Consider the following 16,302-nt stretch of genomic DNA (forward strand, 5'->3'; position numbering starts at 1 on the left):
GCCACGCACCGGGCGCGCGCTGGGTCCGCGCGTCGGCGACCGCGGACCCGGACTCGCGCTCCACCGCGGCGTCAGGACGCCAGGGCTGCGGCTCGGCGCAGCGGACGAGCCCACGCGCGACCGCGGCCGCCGCGGGCCGTACCGAGGGATCGCGCGCGAGCAGCGGCGCCATCCAGGCCTCGGCGTCGCTCCGGAAACCCTCCGGCGCCGCCGCCAGCGCGACCGCACCGAGCGCATGCACATCGTCGGCAGCGCTGGGCGGGCCTCCGGCCGCCCGCTCCGGGGCCGCGAAGCCGGGCGTGCCGCGCTCGTGCCCGAGCGACGGACCCACGAGGTCGACCAGCACCGGCGCTCGCGCGATCATCACGTTCGCCGGGGCGATGTCGCCGTGCGTCAGCCCTGACGCGTGCAGCGCGGCGAGCGCCTCGGCGATGCCGACGACCAGCCACACCCACTCCCCTGGGTCCGCGCACCGGCCTGCGTCCTCCAGCGTCACGCCCGGCACCCGGGGGCTGCAGACCACCACCGCATCGTCCTCGCGCACCACGTCGAGGGGGACGCACAGGCCCGGGTGCGTCAGCTCGCTCAGCGCGGCGACGCGCTCCCGGGCGAGCCGCTCGTCACGGTCGCCCGAGCCGACGGCGCGCGCGACCCGGTCGAGCCGGAGCGGGGTGACATGACGCACCCCTCCACCGTCGCATCAGCGACGAGGGAGGGGTGCGTTGTCCACAGGGGTCAGTCGGTGATCCGCTTCGACGGCCACCACGCGCGCCCGCCGATGTCCCCGATGAGCCCGGGCACCAGGAGCGACCGCACGACGAACGTGTCGATGAGCACGCCCGCGGCGACGATGAACGCGATCTGCGCGAGGAAGATCAGCGGGATCACGCCCAGCGCCGCGAAGGTCGCGGCCAGCACGATGCCCGCCGACGTGATGACGCCGCCGGTGACCGCCAGCGCGCGGCGGATGCCCTGACGCGCCCCGTGCTGCAGCGACTCCTCGCGCGCCCTCGACATGAGGAAGATCGAGTAGTCGACGCCGAGCGCCACGAGGAACACGAAGCCCAGCAGCGGCACGGACGGGTCGGTCCCGGGGAAGCCGAGCACGTGGTTGAACACGAGCGCGGACAGGCCCATGGTCGCCGCGAAGCTCAGCACGTTCGCGACGATGATGAGCACCGGCGCGAGGATCGAGCGCAGCAGCAGCATGAGCACCACGAGGATCACCGCGAGGATGGTCGGGAGGATGATCCTCAGGTCCCGCTCGGACGTGAGGCGCGTGTCGAGCGACTCCGCCGCCTGACCGCCCACGAGCGCCTCTGCGTCGACCGCGTGCACGGCCTCGCGCACGTCCGCGACGATGTCGAGCGCCTCGGCGGACGACGCCGAGACCTGGGTCACGGCGTCGATCTCGACCCGGCCGTCGACCACGATCGGCTCCTCGTTCGGCACCGCTCCGGCCGGCGCGCCCGCGGCCACCGACGGGGTGAGCACCGCGGCCTGGGTGACGCCCTCGATGCCGCTCACCGCGTCGAGCACCTCCTGCGACGAGCCCTCCGCCGTGATGACCCGGATGGGCGACGTGGCGCCCGCGTCGAAGTGCTGCTCCAGGAACTCGAAGCCGGTGACCGACTCCGTCTCGGCGGTGAAGATGTCGCGCTCGCCCAGGCCGCCCGACTTGAAGGTGGGCACGAAGGCCGCGAACAGCAGGAGGCCCAGTGCGGCCGCGACCCACACGAGACGCGGACGCGCGCTCACGGAGCGCGACACCCGTCCCCACACGCCGGCGCGACGCTCGACGGCCTCGATGGTCTCCTCGGCCTCATGCGCCTCGTCGCCGCGGTAGCGCGGCATCGCCGGCCAGAACACGCCGCGGGCGTGCTTGCCGCCGATGAGCAGCAGCGCGGGCAGCAGCGTGAGCGCCGCGAGGAACGATGCGGCGATGCCGATCGCTCCGGCCGGGCCGAGCGCGGCGTTGGACTTGAGATCGCTCAGCAGCAGCACGAGCAGGCCGAGCACCACGGTGCCCGCGGAGGCCGCGATGGGCTCGAGCGACCGCTTCCACGCGTGGGCGAGCGCCGAGTACGGCGACTGGATCCGCAGCAGCTCCTCGCGGTAGCGGGCGACGAGCAGCAGCGCGTAGTCCGTGGTCGCGCCGACCACGAGGATGAACATGATGCCCTGGCTCTGGCCGTTGAGCGTGAGGACGTCGGCGTTCGCCATGGCGTACACCGCGATGATCGCGCCGGTGAGCGCGAGCATCGACGTCGCGAGCACGAGGAACGGCAGCACGGGGCTGCGGTACACGATGAGCAGGATCACCAGGACGACGCCGAGCGCGACGAGCAGCAGGATGCCGTCGATGCCGCCGAAGGCCTCGACGAGGTCGGCGACCAGTCCGGCCGGGCCGGTGACGTAGCCGGTGAGGCCGGTCTCGGCCTCCTCCCACGCGGTGCGCAGGGTGTCGACGTACAGCTGGCCGACCGAGTCCTCCCCGGCGGACTCGTCGAAGACCTCGGCGTCGACCGCGAGCGAGACGAGGATCGCCTCGCCGTCCTCGGACGGCACCGCAGTCGGGCCCTGGCCCTGAGGGCCGGTGAGCGTGACGTCGCCCACGGTGCGACCCTCGGGGTCGCCCTCGAGCGGACGGTCGAGGGCGCCGTCGACGAAGGCCTGCACGGTGGCGAGGTCCGCGGGCGTGCCCTCGACGGCGAGGAGCGCGGGGACGGACTCGGTCGGCGCGAACTCGGCGTGCGCGTCGGCCGCCTCGGTCGACTCGGCGCTCGACGGAAGGAACGCGGCGGAGTCGTTCTCCTGGACCTCCGACAGCTTGCCGAAGGTCTGGCCGCCGGCGCCGCCGATGGAGAGCCACGCGAAGATGACAAGGACGATGAGCAGGGGACGTGCCCAGGATCTGATGTTCACGTGGGTAATGATCGCGCAAACCCGGGACCTTATTCCCGTTCCCCGCCAAGAGTTACCATCCTGGGATGCGAATCGTCCCCCTCGACCTCGGCACACGCCTCGTCCCGTATCAGGAGGCCTGGGATCTCCAGCGCGAGATCCACGCGCAGGTGGTCGCGGGTGAGGCCGAGGACACGCTGCTCCTGGTCGAGCACGAGCCCGTCTACACCGCGGGCAAGCGCACCGCCGCCTGGGACCGACCGGTGGACGGCACGCCGGTGATCGACGTCGACCGCGGCGGCCGCATCACGTGGCACGGGCCGGGCCAGCTGGTCGGCTACCCGATCGTGCGTCTCGCGGAGCCGGTCGACGTGGTGCGCTACGTGCGCCACCTCGAGCAGGCTGTCATGGACGTGTGCACCTCGTTCGGGATCGAGACCATCCGGGTCGAGGACCGCTCGGGCGTGTGGCTGCCGGCGACGGAGAAGCGCCGCGAGCGGAAAATCTGCGCGATCGGCGTGCGTGTCGCCAAGGGCGTGACGATGCACGGCTTCGCGCTCAACTGCACGCCCGACCTCGGGTGGTTCGATCGCATCGTCCCGTGCGGGATCTCGGACGCCGACGTCACGTCCCTCGCGGCCGAGCTGGGACGCGACGTCCCGCTCGCCGAGGCCGTCGAGCCCACGGTGCGATTCCTGGAAGCCGCCCTCGCCGACGTAAGGTGGGCGCAGGCGCCCACCGGCGCATCGTCGAACCTCCCCACGAAGGAGCCCGTGTGACCATCGCACCCGAGGGCCGCAAGATGCTGCGCGTCGAGGCTCGCAACGCCGCCGTCCCCATCGAGCGCAAGCCCGAGTGGATCCGCACCAAGGCGACCATGGGCCCCGAGTACCAGGACCTCAAGGGCCTGGTGAAGACCGGCGGCCTGCACACGGTGTGCGAGGAGGCGGGCTGCCCCAACATCTTCGAGTGCTGGGAGGACCGCGAGGCGACGTTCCTCATCGGCGGCGACCAGTGCACGCGCCGCTGCGACTTCTGCCAGATCGACACCGGCAAGCCGGCCGCGTTCGACGCCGACGAGCCGCGCCGCGTCGCGGAGTCGGTGCAGCAGATGGGCCTCAAGTACTCGACGGTCACCGGTGTGGCGCGCGACGACCTCGAGGACGGCGGCGCGTGGCTCTACGCGGAGACCGTGCGCCAGATCCACACGCTCAACCCCGGCGTGGGCGTCGAGCTCCTCATCCCCGACTTCAATGCGGACCCCGACCAGCTCGCCGAGGTGTTCTCCTCGCGCCCCGAGGTCCTCGCGCACAACCTTGAGACCGTGCCCAGCGTGTTCAAGCGCATCCGCCCGGGCTTCCGCTACGACCGTTCGCTGTCCGTGCTCACCGCGGCCCAGGAGGACGGCCTGGTGACCAAGTCGAACCTCATCCTCGGCATGGGCGAGACGTTCGACGAGGCCGTCGAGGCGCTGCGCGACCTGCACGCCGCGGGCTGCGACCTCATCACCATCACGCAGTACCTGCGCCCCTCCCCCCGCCACCACCCGGTGGACCGCTGGGTCAAGCCGCAGGAGTTCGTGGAGCTCTCGGACATCGCCGAGGAGATCGGGTTCCTGGGCGTCATGTCGGGCCCGCTCGTGCGCTCGTCGTACCGCGCCGGCCGTCTCTGGGGCCAGGCGATGAAGCGCAAGGGTCGCGAGATCCCCGCGTCGCTCGCCCATCTCGGCGAGGCGACCGAGTCGCGCCAGGAGGCCTCCGCGCTGCTCAAGGCGCGTCCCGAGCTCGGCTGACGCGGCCGTCGCGACGCGGGGTCCTGGCGCCCCGCCCGCCTGCCACTAGACTGTCCGCATCATGGCGAAGAACGACGCACCGAAGCCCAAGAAGCAGCGCTGGTACCACCTGATCATTCAGGCGTACAAGATGACCGCCCCGCAGGACAAGCAGCTCCTGCCCGGCATCCTCGCGATCCTCATCGGGACCATCGCGATCTTCGTGGTGGTCGGCCTGCTCATCGGCGGCGTCGCGGCCATCATCTACACGTCGATCTTCGGCGTCCTCACGGCGGCCCTGCTCGCGATGTGGTTCCTCACGCGTCGCTTCGAGCGCACGGCGTACGCCCGCATGGAGGGTCAGACCGGCGGCTCCCTCGCCGTGGCGCAGTCGATCCGCACCGGCTGGAGCTTCCAGGACAACCCCGTCAACATGGACGCGCGCGGCGCGGCCGTGGTGTTCCAGGGCGTCGGCAAGGGCGGCATCGTCCTGCTCGCCGAGGGCGGCTCGGCCGCACGCAAGCCCGCGACGCAGGCCAAGAAGCGCATCGAGAAGCTGGTGCCCGGTGTTCCGGTCTCCATCATCTACGTCGGTCGCGGCGAGGGCGAGGTCCCGCTGCCGGACCTCAACAAGGCGATCCGCAAGACCAAGAAGGCGCTCGGCCGCAACGACCGTCCCAAGGTCGAGGCGCGCCTCAAGGCGATCGGCGGCGCCAAGCCCCCGATGCCCAAGGGCATCGACCCGGTGCGCGCCCGCCCGGACCGCAAGGGCATGCGCGGGCGCTGAGCCGACTCTCGTCCGACGACCCCCCTGCCGCTTGCATCGCGGCAGGGGGGTCGTCGCGTCTCCGGGATCGCTCGGGCCTAGGGCGTATAGAGCGCGCCGTCGACGTAGAGGCTGTACCCGTCGAGGTCGATGCCGTCCAGGCTGCCGGTGAGGGCCGTGACGTAGCTGTCGCCCGTGAGGGTCCACGTGCTGCTCGCGTCGAGGTCCACGGCGAGCGCCGCAGCCGCGGTGCCGTCCGGGTTGACCGCGCCCGTGTAGTCGCTGCCGCCCGTGAGGGACAGGGTCAGCTCGGAGATCTCGTCGACCACGATGTCCCCGCTCGCACTCTGCCCCGCAAGGTCCACCGTGGCGGTGCCGCCGTTCGCGCCCTCGGTGCCCCAGCCGCGCGAGCCGTCGTTGCCCGCCACCACCAGGAGGTCGGTGCCGTCAGCGAGGGTGAGGGCGACGCCGCTGAGCGAGATGACGGCGTCCGTGTTGGTGACGTAGAACATGTCGCCGCTGAGCGAGGTGAGGCTGCCGCCGCTCATGGTGAAGCTGCTCGTGCCCTCCTCGGCATCGCCCGACATGGACTGGTAGAGCATGACGTTCTGCAGCTGCTCGTCCGCGCCGCCGTCGGCGGAGGCGCTCATCGCGCCGGTGACGTCGGAGTCGGTGATCGACACCGAGTTGAGCCCCTCGACCACCACCGCCTCGGAATCCTCGGACACCAGGGTCGCGTCGCTCACGGAGATGTCCGCGGTGCTGTAGATCGCCGGGGCCCCGGTGCTGCCGCTCGTCGTGTACGTGCCCCCCTCGACCACGAGGGTCCCGCCGCCACGGTCGCTGCGGATCGCCGCCTTGACGGTCGCGTTCACCGTGAGGTCGGTCGCGTACAGCGTCCCGCCGCCGGCGACCTCGATGCCGCCGGCGTTCCCGCCGGACACGTCGATGACCGTGTCGGAGATGGTGATGGTGCCGCCGTAGGCCAAGACCCCGTTGGCGCCCTCGGCGGTCGCGGTGACGGTGCCGCCGTCGATGGTGAGGTCGGCGCCGTCGAGCGCGAGGATGGCGGCGTTCAGCCCGTAGAAACTCGAGGCGTCGGAGCTGGAGGAGCCTCCCCCTGTCTTCTCGACCGTGACGCTCTCGAGCGCTGCGGAGATGTCCCCCTCGGCGCGGATCGCGTTCTCGTCGTCCCCCTCCGAGCTGTACGTGCCGCCGTCGAGGGTCTCGCCGTCGGCGAGGACGTAGGCGCCGGTGCCGGTGTCGACCTCCGCGCCCCCTCCGGGCGCGGCGCCGTCCCCCGGGGCCTCGCCGTCCGGCGGCGCGCCGTCGCCCGGAGGCGCCTCGTCGCCGGACGCCGCGGCGAGCGTCGCGTCAGACGCCTCGGCCGACGCCGACGCGCCGCTGGTACCGCTGCACGCGGTGAGGGCGAGCGCCATCGCCGCGAGACCGACGCCGAACCGGGTACGGGTGAGCATGAGAACCCCCTTCTCCGTGGCCCGGCGCTCGATCCCCGCATCGCACGAGGACCCGCCATCGGGCCTCCTACCTGCGACGCTAGGAGCGCAGTGTCGGAGCGGGCTCGGAGGTCGCTGAGAGTTCGCTGGCAGCCGAGACGCTGGTGCCGTCGCGCCTGAGCGGAGGCCTCAGCCGAGGGAGATGGTGACGCCCGCCGGGCTCGCGGCGAAGCTCACACCGCGCATGTCCGCGACGCGCGGGAGCCCCCGCGTCGCCGGCGTCGCGAGGTCGCCGACCACGATGACGCGCGCACCGGCCGCGAGGCCCGCGCGCACCCCCGCGTCGGAGTCCTCGAAGACCACGCAGTCCTCGGGGTCCGCGCCGAGCGCGTCGGCGCCGCGGCGGTACGGCTCGGGGTCGGGCTTGCCGTGCTCGACGTCCTCCGCCGCGATGAGCACCTCGAGCGCGGGGAAGCCCAGACGCGCCATGCGGCGCACCGCGGCGTCCCGGATCGCAGAGGTCACCACGGCCCATCGGCCGGCCGGGAGGGCATGCACCGCCGCGACCGCGCCGGGGATCTCGACGTCGGCGTCGAAGCGCTCGTTCTCCCACTCCGAGATCTGCGCGAACCACGGCTCGATGTCCGCGTCCTCGCCGAGGAAGCGACGGAGCGTCGCGCGCGCGGGGACGCCGTGGACGTGCGCGAGCACCTCGTCGACGTCGAACCCGGCCTGACGGGCGAAGTCGCCCCACACCACGTCGACGGTGGCGGTCGAGTCGATGAGCGTGCCGTCCATGTCGAGCAGCACCCCCGCGGCCTCGAGCGAGGTCATGCGTCCTCCCCCGCGCCCAGGCGCACGATGCGGGTGCCCGCAAGACGGTCGTGGAGGCCGCGCGCATCCGGCCCCCAGACGACCGCCGGGATAACGAGGGCGAGCAGCGCGGTACGGATGGCGGCCTTGGTGAGCCCCACCGCAGGGGCACCGTCCTCGCGCACCACGCGCAGCCCGACGATGCGGTGGCCGACCGTGCTCCCCAGCGTCGCGACGAGCACGAGGTGCTGGACCGCCCAGACGGCGAGCGTCGCGAACGGCACGCCCGCGAGCAGCGCGCGCTCGACGGCGGTGACCCCGCTCCCGAGGTACTCGGGATCCGGGAAGAACGCCGACGAGATCAGCAGGCACAGCGCCCAGTCGATCGCGATGCCGCCGAGGCGGCGCGGGACGTGCGCGGAAGGGGTGGTCGGAGCGGTCTGCTCGGTCTGCTCGGTCACCCCAGAAGCGTAACGGGACACGACCCCTGCTCCCCCGCGGGCGCATCGTGCGCCGGTCGTGGATTACCACGCGCCATGGGGTGCCACATGTAACACCCCGGAAACATTCCGTGTATTTGCGGGCAACGCTTCGCCCCTAGGGTGTGAGGTGCCAGTGCAGGCCTGTCCACGTATTCAAGGAGTACCGGATGTTCAAAGACGCCAACGAGGCGATCGAGTATGTGAAGAATGAGGGCGTCGAGTTCGTCGACATCCGTTTCTGCGACCTTCCCGGTCAGATGCAGCACTTCAACATCCCCGCGTCGCAGTTCACCGAGGACGTGTTCACCGAGGGAGCGATGTTCGACGGTTCGTCGATCCGCGGCTTCCAGGCGATCAACGAGTCCGACATGAAGCTGCTGCCGGACGTCGCCACCGCGTTCATCGACCCGTTCCGCAAGGCCAAGACCCTGGTCATCAACTTCTCGATCGTGGACCCGTTCACGAACGAGCCCTACTCGCGCGACCCCCGCAACATCGCGGCGAAGGCTGTCGAGTACCTGAAGTCGACCGGCATCGGCGACACCGCGTTCTTCGCGCCCGAGGCCGAGTTCTTCATCTTCGACTCGGTGCGCTTCGACACCGCGCAGAACGAGGGCTACTACCACATCGAGTCCTCCGAGGCCTGGTGGAACACCGGCAAGGAGTTCGAGGCGGACGGCACCCCCAACCGCGGCTACAAGACGCGCTACAAGGGCGGCTACTTCCCCGTCTCCCCCGGTGACCAGTTCGCCGACATCCGCGACGAGATGTGCAAGGTCCTCGGCGAGGTCGGCCTCGAGCTCGAGCGCGCGCACCACGAGGTGGGCACCGCCGGCCAGCAGGAGATCAACTACCGCTTCAACACGCTGCTGCACGCGGGCGACGACATCCAGAAGTTCAAGTACGTCGTCAAGAACGTGGCGTGGAAGCACGGCAAGACCGTCACCTTCATGCCGAAGCCGCTCTTCGGCGACAACGGCTCGGGCATGCACGTCCACCAGTCGATCTGGAAGAACGGCGAGCCGCTGTTCTACGACGAGTCCGGCTACGGCGGCCTCTCGGACATCGCCCGCTGGTACATCGGTGGAATCCTCAAGCACGCGCCGTCGCTGCTGGCCTTCACCAACCCGACCGTGAACTCGTACCACCGCCTCGTGCCGGGCTACGAGGCCCCGGTCAACCTGGTGTACTCGGCGCGTAACCGCTCCGCCGCGGTCCGCATCCCGATCACCGGTTCGAACCCGAAGGCCAAGCGCATCGAGTTCCGCGCGCCCGACCCGTCGTCGAACCCGTACCTCGCGTTCGCGGCGCTCCTGATGGCCGGCATCGACGGCATCAAGAACCGCATCGAACCGCCGGCCCCGGTCGACAAGGACCTGTACGAGCTGCCCCCGGAGGAGCACGCTCAGATCGCTCAGGTCCCGGACTCGCTCCCCAAGGTGCTCGACGCCCTCGAGTCGGACCACGGCTTCCTCACCGAGGGTGGCGTGTTCACCGAGGACCTCATCGAGATGTGGATCGACCTCAAGCGCACGCAGGAGATCGACCCGCTGCGCTTCCGTCCGCACCCGCACGAGTTCGAGCTCTACTACGACTGCTAAGTCCTAGCGCTCACCCGAAGGCCCGTCCCGCATCGCGCGGGGCGGGCCTTCGGCCTTCTCCTGCAGCCTTCGCGCCCCGGCCCGCGAGGCGCGCGCGGCGAGCCCGCCCGGCTGCGGCAGGATAGGCGGATGCCTCAGACGTGGACCGGTCGCACCGGCTGGACGCTCACGTGCGACGGCACCCGCCTGACCCTCGCGGCGGACGGCCGCACGGAGACCTTCGACGGTCTCGAGGCCGCACGTATCGGCGTCTCCCGGCTGGGCCCGCGCCGCGCTCTCACCGTCGCAGCGACGGACGACGCGCCCGCGCGCCGGCTGCCCGGCCTCACCGGCCGCGACGCCTCGGAGATCACCGAAGCCGTCGCACGCATCGTCACCCGCGGGAAGCTCCGCGGCGCGCTGCTGCTCGCCGCCGAGCGTCGGCCGTACTTCGAGCGCCTGCTCGCGACGCGCGTCCGCAAGCAGCGGTGGATCGCCCACGACGACGCCGCCGCGATCCTCGCGGGTCTCCCCCGCCACGCGGACGTGCTCGCGCTCCTCACCCCGGCCGAGCGAGGTGGCCTCGAGACGCTCCTCTCGCCCGAGGAGCGCACGGCCCTCGCCTTCCTCGCGCAGGATCACCTCGCCCAGGTGAGCCGCGCGAACGACGAGATCCTCAGGCGCGAGCTCGCCACCGGCCGGCCGTTCTTCGCCCGCGTCGAGAAGTCGCCGCTCACCGAGGAGCAGGCACGCGCCGTCATCAGCCACGACAACAGGGTCCGCGTCATCGCCGCCGCCGGTTCCGGCAAGACCTCGGTGATGGTCGCGCGCGCCGCCTACGCGATCCGCCGCGGCTTCGTGCGACCCGAGCGCGTCCTCATGCTGGCCTTCAACGCGGATGCGGCGAAGGAGCTCCAGGAGCGCGTCGACTCGCGCCTCGGGGCGCTGGGGCTGCCCCACGCGGGCCTCAAGGCGAGCACTTTCCACTCGTTCGGGCTCGCGCTCATCGGCGAGGCGACCGGCCGCAAGCCGCGCATCGCGCCGTGGGTCGAGGGAGGCCGCGACGTCGAGAAGGTCCAGGAGATCGTCGACCGGCTGCGCGACCAGGACCTCGACTTCCGCTTCAAGTGGGACCTGTTCCGCCTGCTCTACGGGAAGGTCTCCGCAGCGGCGGACGGCGGCGAGCCAGACTCGTACGATCCGACGGCCAAGCGTGCCGGCTTCGGCACGTACCGCGGCGAGACCGTCCGCAGCGAGGACGAGCGGCTCGTCGCTGACTGGCTGTTCCTCCACGGGGTCGACTACCGCTACGACGAGCCGTATCCGCGCAACGTCGCGGACCACGCGCACGGCCGCTACCGCGCCTCGTTCCACTACCCCGCCGCGGGCGTCTGGCACGAGCACTGGTCCGTCCGCGCCGACGGCTCCCCGGTCGAGGACGTGCGCGGCTACGGCGACGTCATGGCGTGGAAGCGCAAGGTGCACGCGGACCACGGGACGGCGCTCGTGGAGACCGCGTGGCACTCGATCATGGACCACAGCGGCTTCGAGGCCCTCGCGCGGGACCTCGAGCGCCACGGCGTCGCCCTCGACTGGAACCCCGATCGACCGCTGCCGGGCGCCGAGCCCCTCGAGCACGAGCGTCTCGCACGGCTCATGCGCACCTTCATGTCGCATGTGAAGTCCGGCGCCGTCACCCGCGAGAGCCTGCGCGACCGCGTCGCGGCCAACCCCGCCTTCGACACCGCGCGCACGCGGCTCTTCGTCGACCTGTACTGGCGCATCCACGACGCGTGGCAGTCCGAGCTCGAGGCGACCCGCACCGTCGACTTCGACGACATGCTCCTCCAGGCCGCCGCGCTGGTCGAGCATGATCCACGCCTCGCCCGCTGGGACCTCGTCATGGTCGACGAGTTCCAGGACACCAGCCGGGCCCGCGCCCGCCTCACCAAGGCGCTCCTGCGCGATCGCGGCACGCATCTGCTGGCGGTCGGCGACGACTGGCAGGCCATCAACCGCTTCGCCGGCGCGGACCTCTCGGTCATGACGGACTTCGCCGCCTACTTCGGACCGGCGCTCACCCGCAGGCTGCAGACCACGTTCCGCACCACGCAGACCACGGCCGATGTCGCGGGGCGGTTCGTGTCGCGCAACCCCGCGCAGATCACCAAGTCGGTGCGCTCGGCCCGGGGCGCGGGCGGTGCGCCCGTCACCGTCGTCCGGGTGGCCCGGCACGATGCGGTGCCCGCCGCGGTGGAGGCCCACCTCGCGCGGCTCTCCGCATCGTCCCGCCCGGCCGCCGCCGGGCGGACGACGGTCGACGTGCTCGGACGCTACGGCTTCGACCAGAAGCTCGTGCCCGCGCGGCGCTTCGACGGCCTGGACGTGCGCTTCCGCACCGTGCACCGGTCGAAGGGCCTCGAGGCGGACCACATCGTCCTGCCCAACGTCACCAGCGGCACGTACGGCTTCCCCAGCACCATCCCCGACGACCCGGTGCTCACGCTCGCGATGGCGGACGGCGACGCCTACCGCCACGCCGAGGAGCGCCGCCTGCTCTACGTCGCGCTCACCCGCGCGCGACAGACCGTCACCCTCGTCACCGTCACCGGACGCGAGTCGCCGTTCGTGCTCGAGCTGCTCGAGGATCCGGACGTCGAGGTCGTCGATGCCGACGGCGTCCCTGCGGGCGAGGTGCGGGTGTGCCCGGGCTGCGGCGAGGGCACCCTGGTCCGCCGTGACGGCCGCTACGGCGAGTTCTACGGCTGCAGCACGTTCCCCCGCTGCCACGAGACCGCGAGGGTCTAGGCCCGTCGCGCGGACGCACCCGATACAGTGCCGGGAGACGATGCGCGGGGCACCGCCGCATCGGACGCGAGGGGCTGAGGGGGAACGGCCATGGAGCCGGAGATCATGGTGACGAGCGTGGTCGATGCGCTCGTCGAGGACCTGCGCCACAAGGTTCTCAGCGGCGAGCTCGCGCCCGGCACGCCTCTGACCGAGCTCGAGGTCGCGACGCGCTACGACGTGGCGCGCGCGAGCGCTCGCGCCGCAATCGACCGTCTCACGGGCGAGAAGGTGCTGGTCCGCGCCAACTACAGGACCGCGCGCGTGATCGCCCTGGGCCCCGAGGACGTGCGCGACATCTATCGCACGCGCGCACGTCTCGAGTCCTCGGTGCTGCGCGAGCTGGCGCGCACGCGGCACGTCCCCGAAGAGGCCAGGGAGGCCAACGCTCAGCTCACCGCGCTCTGGGCGGAGCGCTCGCCGGGCAGGGTCGCTCCCGATATGCGTTTCCACACCAGCCTCGTGGACGCGGCCGGGAGCGAGCGCACCTCCGCGGTGTACCGCTCGCTGGCCTTCGAGACGCGGCTCTGCATGGCCCGTCTCCAGGTCAATCCGCAGCTGGACCCCGACGCCAACATCGCCGAGCACGCGCGCATCCTCGACCTCATCGCCGCGGGAGACGCCGACGGAGCCGCGGCGATGCTCGAGGAGCATCTGGCGCGTGCGCGCGAGCTGCTCGCGGCCAGCCTGGGCGGCGAGGCCGGCCCCGAGGCGAACCGGCCGTCGTCGGCGCTCCCGCCTGCCTCGTGACGAGGCGCGGCCTCCCCTGAACGCAGAGCGCCCGCTCCCCTCGCGGGAACGGGCGCTCTTGGTCGCTCCTGAGGCGTCGGGGCGCTCAGGCAGGCTCCGCCGCCGGCTCCACCGCCGAGGGCTCCTCCGCGTGAGCCCCGCCCGACATGGGCCGCGTCTGCACCAGGGTGACCGCCGCGACGGTCGCCAGCAGCACGGCGCCCACCGAGATCCACATCGCGGTCGAGAACCCCTGGACGGTGGCCTCGGCGAGCTCGGCGGGCGTGGTCGCGCCGTTGTCCGTGATCCAGCTCGTGGTGACGGTCGCTGCCACGGTGTTGAGCAGCGCGATGCCGATCGACCCGCCCACCTGCTGCGTGGTGTTGAGCGTCGCGGACACCACGCCCGCGTCGGTCCCGCGCACGCCGCCGGTGGCCGTCGCCATGGACGGCATGAAGGTCATGCCCATGCCGAGGCCCAGGAGGAGCAGGCCGGGGAACACGTGGAGCCAGTAGGTCGAGCCGACGTCGATCTGTGTGAGGAAGGCCAGCGCCGCGGCGCCGATGAGCGTGCCGGGGATCATGAGCCGACGCGGCCCGACCCGCGGCAGGAAGCGCGCCGAGATGCCGACGGCGCCCGACATCATGCCGACCACCATGGGCAGGAAGGCCACACCCGTCTTGAGGGGCGAGTACCCCTGGATGCCCTGCATGTAGTACGTGAGGAACAGGAAGACGCCGAACATCCCGATCTGGGTGAGGCCCACGGCCGCGAGGGCGCCCGCACGGTTGCGGTCGCGCAGCAGATGGAGCGGGAGCAGCGCGTGCGGGGTGCGTCGCTCGACCACGACGAAGAGCGCGAGCAGGGCCGCGCCGAGACCGAGCATCGACAGCACCAGCGTCGAGCCCCAGCCGTGCTGCTCGGCCTCGCTGAGCGCGTAGACGATGGCGAGCACGCCGCCGGTAGCGAGGAGCGCGCCGGGGACGTCGAGCCGTGTGCGGATGCCGGAGGTGCCGTGGTCGCGCAGGAACATGGTCGCGCCGATGATGGCGACCGCGGCGATGGGGACGTTCACCATGAGCGTCCAGCGCCAGTCGAGGTACTGCGTGAGCGCGCCGCCGAGGATCAGCCCGATCGCGGCGCCTCCGCCGGCGACCGCGCCGTAGACCCCGAGCGCACGCGCGCGCTCCTTGGGCTCGGTGAAGGTGACGTTGAGCATCGAGAGCGCGGCCGGTGCGAGCAGCGCCGCGAACACGCCCTGGAGCGCACGCGCGATGAGGAGCATCGCGAAGGTCTGCGCGACGCCGCCGAGGGCCGAGGCGACGGCGAAGCCGACCAGGCCGATGATGAGCGTGCGCTTGCGGCCGAAGACGTCGCCGAGACGGCCGCCGAGCAGCAGGAGCCCGCCGAAGGCGAGGGTGTACGCGGTGATGACCCACTGGCGGTCGGCATCCGAGATGCCGAGGTCCGCCTGGGCGGTGGGGAGCGCGATGTTGACGATGGTCATGTCGAGCACGACCATCAGCTGTGCCAGCGCGATCGCGCCGAGGCCCCACCAGCGGCGGGGATCGGGTGTGGTGTCCATGGGTGCCTTTCGTGCGCACGCGCCGAGGCGCGGCGGATCCGGGGTGAGGCGGCGTCGCCGAGGAGCCCGCGAGGGCGGGACCGGGGCTCGTGGACGAGCCGGGGTCGTGGGCGGCACGGCGACGGGACGATGTGCCCGCCGGAACTTCCTAGCCGCCCGGTAAGTTACGACTAGGACGCTATGCTGGAACTAGCCGGCCGTCAAGTCGAATCCCGGAAATCCCCCGGGACCGTCGGAGAGGAAGCGATGACCGAGACCCCCACCCGCCGCCGCGGCGACACCCGCGAGCGCATCCAGGAGGTCGCGCTCGAGCGCTTCACCGAGAACGGCTACGACCAGACCTCGCTGCGCGAGATCGCCGAGGACCTCGGCGTCACCAAGGCCGCGCTGTACTACCACTTCAAGACCAAGGACGAGATCCTCGAGTCGCTGCTGGGCCAGGCCTCGACGGAGCTCGACCACCTGGTCGAGTGGATGCAGGCCGAGCCCTCCACGCGCGAGCGCCGGCTCGAGATGATCCACCGCCTCGGCGACATCACCCGCGGGGTCCCCGGGGACGTCATGCGCTGCGTCCAGCAGAACGAGGCCGCGCTGCGGAACCTCGGCGCGACCACGCTGCTGGTGCACGATCTCAAGGTGCGCCTGTGGCAGGCGGCGCTGCCCGAGGACGCACCGCTCGAGGACCGGCTGCGCATCCGCATGGCGATCATGACCGTGCTCATCGCCAACAAGGCGGACAACGATCTGGGGGGCACGGCCGACGAGCGCGCGTCCGCCGCCCTCGCGATCGCCGAGGACCTGGTTCCCTAATCCGCCAGCAGGTCGACGGCGTAGTCGGCCGGCTCTCCCGCGAGCCGCGCGCGGAGCCACGCGGCATCGGCCACCGACAGCGCGATCTCGATCGCGGCGTCGCGCGTGCGCAGCGTCAGGACGCTCATGGACGGGCCGATCACCTGCTCCTCGACCGCGCTCGGCACCCGCGCGGCCTCGTCGACCGACACGACGGCGATGACCCGCTCCCGGCGGCGCAGCTCGCCCGCGTCGACCTGCCAGCGCGGCCTCGACTCCCAGAACGGCTTGAGCCCGTCGACCCTGCCCGAAGCGGAGCGCGTATGCGCCACGATGATGCCTCGCGCCCGCTGCTTCGCGATCTGCCGGGGGCTCGGCTCGAGCCCCAACAGGCCGAGCACGACCTCGCCGATCAGCGGCCCGAGCACCGCGTCCCACATCGTCCACCTCCGGTCACGGCCTCGCGTGCTCGGATGCTCCCACACCGGGGCTCGCCGGCGCCAGAGTCTCGTCTCGGTCGCCGGCGAGCGCACGCGGAAGCGGCGCGGTCCCGCAGGACCGCGCCGCTCCCCTGCTCAG

The 16,302-nt window shown here is 71.9% G+C and carries 14 protein-coding genes; 7 read left to right on the forward strand and 7 right to left on the reverse strand.

Features of this window, described 5'->3' with window-relative positions; genetic code table 11:
- The coding region (locus tag TR42_RS01855) for a protein kinase domain-containing protein (protein WP_042212544.1) at positions 1-685 on the reverse strand (685 nt) is incomplete at its 3' end.
- Positions 686-735: 50 nt separating this feature from the next.
- A complete protein-coding gene (locus TR42_RS01860) occupies positions 736-2,925 on the reverse strand; it encodes an MMPL family transporter (protein ID WP_236623296.1) in 2,190 nt (729 codons plus the stop codon).
- A 65-nt stretch (positions 2,926-2,990) separates the two neighbouring features.
- On the opposite strand from TR42_RS01860, the gene lipB reads away from it, so the two are divergent.
- The 3 genes from lipB (at position 2,991) to TR42_RS01875 (ending at position 5,462) form a co-directional block, all read left to right on the forward strand.
- Complete coding sequence (gene lipB, locus TR42_RS01865; protein ID WP_042212927.1) at positions 2,991-3,683, forward strand: lipoyl(octanoyl) transferase LipB; 693 nt, start codon at positions 2,991-2,993, stop codon at positions 3,681-3,683.
- Positions 3,680-4,696, forward strand: coding sequence for a lipoyl synthase (gene lipA / locus TR42_RS01870; protein ID WP_042212545.1), 1,017 nt, complete (start codon positions 3,680-3,682; stop codon positions 4,694-4,696). Before lipB ends, lipA begins: the two co-directional genes overlap by 4 nt.
- A 61-nt stretch (positions 4,697-4,757) precedes the next feature.
- Positions 4,758-5,462 carry a DUF4191 domain-containing protein gene (locus TR42_RS01875; RefSeq protein ID WP_042212547.1) on the forward strand — a complete coding sequence of 235 codons (705 nt, stop codon included), beginning with the start codon at positions 4,758-4,760 and terminating at the stop codon, positions 5,460-5,462.
- A gap of 77 nt (positions 5,463-5,539) precedes the next feature.
- Here TR42_RS01875 and TR42_RS01880 read toward each other — a convergent pair whose 3' ends face one another.
- From TR42_RS01880 to TR42_RS01890, 3 genes are all read right to left on the reverse strand, one after another.
- A complete protein-coding gene (locus TR42_RS01880) occupies positions 5,540-6,919 on the reverse strand; it encodes a hypothetical protein (protein WP_074789085.1) in 1,380 nt (459 codons plus the stop codon).
- Positions 6,920-7,087: 168 nt separating this feature from the next.
- Positions 7,088-7,732 carry an HAD-IA family hydrolase gene (locus tag TR42_RS01885; protein WP_042212549.1) on the reverse strand — a complete coding sequence of 215 codons (645 nt, stop codon included), beginning with the start codon at positions 7,730-7,732 and terminating at the stop codon, positions 7,088-7,090.
- Positions 7,729-8,172, reverse strand: coding sequence for an RDD family protein (locus TR42_RS01890; protein ID WP_052405502.1), 444 nt, complete (start codon positions 8,170-8,172; stop codon positions 7,729-7,731). Before TR42_RS01890 ends, TR42_RS01885 begins: the two co-directional genes overlap by 4 nt.
- 188 nt (positions 8,173-8,360) lie before the next feature.
- On the opposite strand from TR42_RS01890, the gene glnA reads away from it, so the two are divergent.
- The 3 genes from glnA (at position 8,361) to TR42_RS01905 (ending at position 13,370) form a co-directional block, all read left to right on the forward strand.
- Positions 8,361-9,794 (forward strand): type I glutamate--ammonia ligase, encoded by a 1,434-nt coding sequence (gene glnA / locus TR42_RS01895; RefSeq protein WP_042212552.1) that lies wholly within the window; start codon positions 8,361-8,363, stop codon positions 9,792-9,794.
- Positions 9,795-9,923: 129 nt separating this feature from the next.
- On the forward strand, positions 9,924-12,581 hold the full coding sequence (locus TR42_RS01900) for a UvrD-helicase domain-containing protein (RefSeq protein ID WP_042212553.1): 2,658 nt from the start codon (positions 9,924-9,926) through the stop codon (positions 12,579-12,581).
- 90 nt (positions 12,582-12,671) lie between these two features.
- Positions 12,672-13,370 (forward strand): GntR family transcriptional regulator, encoded by a 699-nt coding sequence (locus TR42_RS01905; protein ID WP_042212555.1) that lies wholly within the window; start codon positions 12,672-12,674, stop codon positions 13,368-13,370.
- An 85-nt stretch (positions 13,371-13,455) separates the two neighbouring features.
- Here TR42_RS01905 and TR42_RS01910 read toward each other — a convergent pair whose 3' ends face one another.
- Positions 13,456-14,934: an MFS transporter gene (locus TR42_RS01910; RefSeq protein ID WP_042212557.1), complete on the reverse strand. Its 1,479-nt coding sequence runs from the start codon at positions 14,932-14,934 to the stop codon at positions 13,456-13,458.
- A 246-nt stretch (positions 14,935-15,180) separates the two neighbouring features.
- Between TR42_RS01910 and TR42_RS01915 the strand changes: the two genes are divergently transcribed.
- A complete protein-coding gene (locus TR42_RS01915) occupies positions 15,181-15,744 on the forward strand; it encodes a TetR/AcrR family transcriptional regulator (protein ID WP_042212559.1) in 564 nt (187 codons plus the stop codon).
- Here TR42_RS01915 and TR42_RS01920 read toward each other — a convergent pair.
- Positions 15,741-16,163: a hypothetical protein gene (locus TR42_RS01920; RefSeq protein ID WP_042212560.1), complete on the reverse strand. Its 423-nt coding sequence runs from the start codon at positions 16,161-16,163 to the stop codon at positions 15,741-15,743. The genes TR42_RS01915 and TR42_RS01920 overlap by 4 nt on opposite strands.
- Between the last annotated feature and the right edge of the window lie 139 nt (positions 16,164-16,302).

This window comes from Demequina mangrovi (assembly GCF_000759715.1).
GTDB classification, from domain to species: Bacteria; Actinomycetota; Actinomycetes; order Actinomycetales; family Demequinaceae; genus Demequina; species Demequina mangrovi.